Consider the following 6,000-nt stretch of genomic DNA (forward strand, 5'->3'; position numbering starts at 1 on the left):
CGTCGACGCTGCCGTTGCTTCGTCGCCTTCCGCTGTCTTGTATGCGGGTCGACATGGCATCGTTACGTCCCCGTGGATACATATCCATTTTTTCCAAGGACCTTATGTAATGAAAACGATGAAAAAAATCTTCTCTTTGCTGACAATTCTGGCGTTCAACGATCAACTACTGGCGGCCACCGATCCGTCGCCCTCAGCTTCCACCGTTAGTAAAAAAAGGACGATGGCCTACATTGAACCACCAATGGTGACAGTGCCTGGCGGTGAATTCCAAATGGGTGGCGGCAAGCCCTATATAGGCGAGGCCGTGCAAGATCCCCGAGCTCTACCCATGCACAAGGTCAAGATTGCCTCCTTCAAGCTGGCTAAATACGAAGTCACTGTGGCCGAATTCCGACGTTTTGTAGAAGCGACTGGCTACAAAGCGCCTGACAAATGCATACATCAACCGAATGAAGGCTGGTTCAGCCAAGGCCCTACGTCCGGCTCCTGGGATAATAATGAGCTGACTACCAGCGAGTTCCAGCCGGTCGTTTGCATAGGTTCGGCAGGCGCCGACGCCTATGCTAAATGGTTATCTCAGCAAACTGGCAAGAGCTACCGTCTAGCCAGCGAGGCCGAGTGGGAATACGCGGCCAGCGCGGGTCGCGGCAAGCCTGGTTTTCCCTTCGGCGAAGATATTAATCAAAAGCAGATCTGCAAGTACGCTAATGTGTCCGACCAATCGGCCGAGCATGCGGCTATGGCGCGCTACGGTGCCACCTATGTGGGCTTTATGGGTGGCATTTCACCCTGTGATGATGGCGCCGGCTTTGCCAGCGTCGTTGGCATGTACCAGCCCAACCCACTGGGCTTGTACGATTTGATCGGCAACGTGGACGAGTATTTGCAAGATTGTTGGAGTGATAACTACGAAGGTGCACCAACGGATGGCAGTGCGCGTCTGGATGGCGATTGCAAAAAGCGCGTCACGCGCGGCGGTGCCTGGCATTGGCGTGGCAACACGGCTACCATGCGCGGTGCGAACCCAATCGATTGGACAGGTGCCATCGAGGGCTTCCGACTAGCTCAAAGTCTGACCAGCCCAGCCGACAAGCGCCCGGCGCCGACCGCTTTGGCCTTTGAGAAAGAACTCAAGCAAGCTCAAGCGGTAGAACGGGCGCGCCGTAAGAGCTTGCTGCCTTTTCCGCAGCCTCCACAGGGCTTGCAACTGACAGAGGACAAGTCAGCGCCTCGGCTAAACTGGCAGGCCAGCCCTGACCCCAAGGTGCTTGGCTACCACGTCTACCGCAGTGATGGCGTCGGTGGCGATTTTACCCGGATTGCCTCAGACTTGAAGACACCGAGTTATGTTGACCAGACCTCCCCAGCGCGTAAGCACAGCTATGTCGTGGTGGCCGTCAACCGCGATCGTTTTAGTGAGTTGAGTGCGCCGGTGTTCAGCGCAGACCAAGTGCATGTTTTGCCCGGCCGAATTCAGGCGGAAGACTTAAACCAGATGGACAAGGCCAGCGTCGGCAAGGTTGCACCGCAAGAAGACATGGAAGATGCTGGCGGCCAAGCTGGCTTGAACTTGACGGGTGCCGCCCCCGGTATGCCCAAGGACAGTTGGACTGACTATAGCGTTGATGTCCAGCGTGCTGGCAACTACCGAATCGCTTTCCGCGTGGCCAGCAAAGACGGTAGCAAGGGTTTGGCTTTGAGCGTAGATGGTCAAAGCGTGCTGGAGCAGGCGGTACCGGCAACTGGCGGCTTTAAGGTCTGGAAAACCGTGGTCGCACCAAGTTCTATCCGACTAGAGGCTGGTCGCCATGTGCTGCGCATTCGAGCCATCGATGTAGGCTCAAAGCTCAACTGGTTCTCGATGGAATTGGCTGATTAACGGGTAATTGGCTTTTTGTGGCGCGCAACATATCAAAAGGAAAAGGATAGAAACACATCACCGATACGGATCCTTTTGATTCAGTTGCAGCAAAGTGCTCGATGAATTTACGCTGTTCGCCCAGTGTAAATTCTATCGGCATTTTTTTCCTGCATGTTGCATCGCCTCGAAAAGCGAGTGCATTGTGATAGTGGGGTGAACTGATAAAGAAAATATCGCTGTTACTGCGCACTAGGGCGTGTTGACATAATATTTTGGCATGCGAATGAGTCGAAATGAGCGCAGGGCTAGGCGCAAGCTGCGCGGTAGTGCGAGCACTATGAGCAGATTGCAACAACGCCATGCGCTCATTTCGGCCATTCCCGAAGGGTTCTTGTCAAAACGCACGATGGACAGCGTTGCATCTCTTGCTGGGGCGGCCAGCCGCAGCGGCGAGATGCGCCTTGCCATCCTGCGTTTTGTCAAGAACGCATTGCCAAAATATTATGTCAACACGCCCTAGTATCTGTGTTCTGTTAGATCAGCCTAGCTACAAATATTTCTGCAGGAATTCCAACAGCAAACGATGCGCATCCTTTGTCGCCGCGCTTTGTGTATCCCCGTCAAAACCGTGTTCGGCATTGGGATACGATTTGAACTGGTGGTCGATTCCCTTGGTCTGCAAGAAGCCAGCCAATTGTACTGATTCGGCGACAGGCACAAAACTATCGGCCTCCCCATGCAATAACAAACTTGGCGGCAGTTCCTTTAGCTGCGCCATCAGAAAATCTGGCACCCGTCCATATAGATCTACCAATACACGAACCCGCTTATCTTGATTGGCGGTTGCCACGGCTACCGCTGCACCACGAGAAAATCCGATTAAGCCTATGCGATTTGGATCACTTCTTTGATCGTGCGACAAACTATCAATCGCCGCACTCGTGCTAGCACGCCAAGTTGCTAGTCGTTGCCGGATCTGCATTTTTTGCTTTTCCTGATCGCTTCCGGCCAAGAGCTTTTTATCGGTCTCATCATAATAATTCATCAAACATACGCGTATGCCTTGCGCATTCAATTTTTGCACATAGCTTCCATACAAATCCGGGAAACGTGCAAAACCACTCTGCCCATGCAGAAGCACTACTGTGGGCAATGCGCCTGCTTGTTCTGGTGTGTGACATTTCAACCGCTTTATGCCTATCGTGTCGGCGACTGCAGGGATGTGAAAAACTTCCGGCTGTTGGGCCGCCGCCTGATTTAACAATGGGAATAGAAATGACAAAGTGGCTAGCACTATCATTGGTTTTAATTTATTCGAAAACATTTTTTTTGATGATGGATAGCCGTTCAAGGAGACGTATAAGCGCTTACATAATGTCGCCACAAGTCTAAATTTTACACGAGCGCTTGTTCTATTGGCAGCACCTATTCTTCGATAGCCATAATTACTTTGGGTGACAAGCAGCATGACACAGGGGACTACCGGACTAAGCCAATATTCTTTTCAGCGCGAAGTATCGATTGCCCCCAAACCCAGCCTATAGCCGCTCAAACGAAGCTACCACAGCCATCAAGCGCACTGAAATCGCCTATCTCAACAGACCCTTGGTCGCACAGAAAATTTAAGAAACAGAACTATCGTTCAGCGATATTTTGAATTTCATCGTGTCAGAAAAACGACTTTGATGAGGATCAGAAAATGTCGTTTTGCGTTCTTCTTGAATTGAGCTCGGCATGAAAAAATGTTTTTTCAGCGCCAGTTTTTGTCGTTTCGTCGCATATTGCTGATAAGGCAAAGCAAAATTCTATACAGTGCGAGCCGTCAACCGCTTTCACTGTTTTTCTCTTTTTCGAGGCAATAATGCAAATCCCAAAAAGTTCAGTTATCACCTTAATTCTCTGCAATGTTATTGCCGTATCCGCACATGCGCAGCAAACCAGCGAGGTCAAAACTCAAGCTCAAGTTCAAGCTCAAGTTCAAGCCCAAGCCCAACCACAACGCGTCGAAATCCAAGGCAAGACACAGGAGCAATTTGCTCGCACTGAGACAGCTGCGCGCTCTATTGTCAGCAACGCTGAACTCACCCGTTTTGGCGATAACAATATTGTGGATGCGATGAAACGTGTGCCGGGTGTGCAAGTCACCAACAACAAGTTGCACCTTTTAGGAATGGCGGCCGGCTATACCCAAATTTTGATTGATGGTGAGGCGCCGCGCGGTATTACCGTGGAAGATATTCCGCTCAATATGATAGAGCGCGTCGAGATCTATCGTGGTGCGAATGCGCAATTTAGTACGCAAGCGATGGCCGGTACGATCAATATCATTCTCAAAAAATCGGCATCTAGTAAGCAACATACCATCAAGGCCAGTATTGGCCATATGTTCCAAAACACGGGCAGCGTAGATTGGTTTCACTCCGATAAAGATGGCAATCTTTCGCATACTGTCAGCGTCAGCTTATCCAAAGATCGTATGAAAGCGAGTCAAGCAGAAGATTCGACGACAGAGTACGTCAATGAAAATATCTTATTGGGAAGCAAGAGCCAATTTCAGAATGTTTCGAACAGTAAGCGTAGCGATGAATCGCTGCGTATTTCTCCCAGAATTCAATACAAAACCGACTCCAATATCAACTTTACGTCGACGTCGATGATTGCACATAATCGCTTCAGCGCAGACAGTACAAGCCAGTTCAACAATCTCTCTGGACGCGTGTTTGAAATCGGCAAAACCACGTCACATGATCGTAACCAAGGTACCAATTTCGGCAGTTCGCTCAAGGCCGTCACCAGCCTCGATAATCAAATTGGCGTCGACGTCACTGCGGGCTTTCAATCACAAAATTTTGTCGCGCGGTCTCGATCACAAAACTATCTACCCAATGGCACACTTCAGTTTAATCGTGATCTCAACACCGATGTCCACGTCATCGTAGGCATGACAAATGGTAAGTTGAATATTCCAACCAATGCCGAACATGATCTGGTCATAGGTTGGTCAGGATGGCGCGCCAATGTAGAAGTCGATAACAATCAAAGCGATCAGTTTGTTTCAAATCAAAATAATGTCTATCGCCCGCATAGCGCCAATTCCATCATGGACAATGCGGCTTTCTTTGCGCAAGACGACTGGAAATTTAAAAAGAATTCTTCGGTCTCTTTAGGCCTACGTTGGGAATCTCAAGGCATTCGTACCGAAAATAACGCAGGCGAAAAAGTCAATAATCGCGCCAGTGTTTTGAGCCCTGTGATTCAAACGATGTGGCAGCTCGATCCACAAAATACCGAGCGGATTCGTCTCGGCGTGTCCCGTACCTTCAAAGCACCGGAAGGTACGCAACTCTTGATGCCGAAAATTTATGTCATCAATAATTCCATCGAAAGCCCGAACATCGTCGGCAATCCTAATTTGCGTCCAGAACTCTCATGGAGTTTAGACGCGGCGTTTGAGCACAATGGTAAAGATGGCCTTAATTATGCGATTCGTGCAAAAGCCCAAGCCATTAACGATATCCATCGCGAAGTGGTGTATGAAGCAGATAAGGCGTATTGGAAAAAATTTGTGAATGCCGGTACCGCACAAAGTCAAAGCATAGAATTGTCCACGCAATTTCCTTTAAAGCGTTGGATGGACAAGGCGCCTGACATGGATTTCTCTGCCAGTTACTCGCATTTCTGGTCGAACGTTAAAGACTTAGCGGCGCCGTATAACTCGCTGACACCTTATCAATACGTCGTCACCTTTAGTGCAAACTACCGTGCTAAAGATCTTCCGTTGACAGCGGGTATGAGTGCCAAAATTCAAGATTCCCATTGGCAGCAAATTAGTCTCACCGAGCGCCAATATTTGAAGACACCTAAAAATGTCGACATCTATGCATTGTGGAAATTCGACAAGCAAAGTCAATTGCGCTTTGCAGTGAATAATCTTCTGGGAGGCGATGCCTATGATTCACTCACTTACGCCAGTGTCGGAAACGCAAGAAGCCAATCGGCAAGAGCGGTACCTACAGCGCGTAACTTCAGTATGACCTACGAGTATAAGTTTTAAGCTAGCCTAGGGCGTGTTGACATAATATTTAGGCAATGCGTTCTTGACAAAACGCAGGATGGCAAGGCGCATCTCGCCGCTG

The 6,000-nt window shown here is 49.5% G+C and carries 4 protein-coding genes; 3 read left to right on the plus strand and 1 reads right to left on the minus strand.

The window, feature by feature from the left end; translation table 11 throughout:
* Window positions 1–118: 118 nt before the first annotated feature.
* A complete protein-coding gene (locus tag AC1RR2_RS20365; RefSeq protein WP_493224116.1) occupies window positions 119–1,882 on the plus strand; it encodes an SUMF1/EgtB/PvdO family nonheme iron enzyme in 1,764 nt (587 codons plus the stop codon).
* 319 nt (window positions 1,883–2,201) lie between these two features.
* Window positions 2,202–2,384 (plus strand): hypothetical protein, encoded by a 183-nt coding sequence (locus tag AC1RR2_RS20370; RefSeq protein ID WP_493221382.1) that lies wholly within the window; start codon window positions 2,202–2,204, stop codon window positions 2,382–2,384.
* A 27-nt stretch (window positions 2,385–2,411) separates the two neighbouring features.
* On the opposite strand, the gene AC1RR2_RS20375 is transcribed toward AC1RR2_RS20370, so the two are convergent.
* A complete protein-coding gene (locus tag AC1RR2_RS20375) occupies window positions 2,412–3,164 on the minus strand; it encodes a dienelactone hydrolase family protein (RefSeq protein WP_493224117.1) in 753 nt (250 codons plus the stop codon).
* 561 nt (window positions 3,165–3,725) lie between these two features.
* Between AC1RR2_RS20375 and AC1RR2_RS20380 the strand changes: the two genes are divergently transcribed.
* Entirely contained in the window at window positions 3,726–5,918 is a 2,193-nt protein-coding gene (locus AC1RR2_RS20380; protein ID WP_493224118.1) for a TonB-dependent receptor plug domain-containing protein, read from the plus strand.
* Window positions 5,919–6,000 lie beyond the last annotated feature (82 nt).

Source organism: Undibacterium sp. GW821-FHT11H02, assembly GCF_058808015.1.

Excerpts from the sequence above, each read along its gene's own strand:
- AC1RR2_RS20365 (WP_493224116.1), top strand. The coding sequence starts at position 119 with ATGAAAAAAATCTTCTCTTTGCTGACAATTCTGGCGTTCAACGATCAA.
- AC1RR2_RS20375 (WP_493224117.1), bottom strand. The coding sequence starts at position 3,164 with ATGATAGTGCTAGCCACTTTGTCATTTCTATTCCCATTGTTAAATCAG.
- AC1RR2_RS20370 (WP_493221382.1), top strand. The coding sequence starts at position 2,202 with ATGAGCAGATTGCAACAACGCCATGCGCTCATTTCGGCCATTCCCGAA.
- AC1RR2_RS20380 (WP_493224118.1), top strand. The coding sequence starts at position 3,726 with ATGCAAATCCCAAAAAGTTCAGTTATCACCTTAATTCTCTGCAATGTT.